This window comes from Neisseria sp. P0009.S007 (assembly GCF_051962515.1).
Map to the genome: position 1 here is coordinate 1 of NZ_JBQCVF010001204.1, position 250 is coordinate 250.

1 pseudogene is annotated in these 250 nt (G+C 52.4%); it reads right to left on the minus strand.

The window, feature by feature from the left end:
* Positions 1 to 250, minus strand: a pseudogene (locus ACTHS3_RS18315) (23S rRNA (adenine(2503)-C(2))-methyltransferase RlmN); the annotation flags it as partial.

The following is a 250-nucleotide window of genomic DNA, read 5'->3' on the forward strand; positions in this document are numbered from 1 at the left end:
GGTTCGCCCATGCCCATCATGACTACATTGGAAATCACGCGTTCGTTTTTTGGCGTAACGCCCATTGCTTTATTTGCCCACCACAGTTGCCCAATGATTTCGGCAGCGGTCAGATTACGGTTGAAACCTTGGCGGCCGGTAGAACAGAAGGTGCATTCCAATGCGCAGCCGACTTGCGAGGAAATACACAACGTACCGCGTTCTGCTTCGGGGATAAACACTGTTTCCACGCCGTTGCCCGTTCCTACAT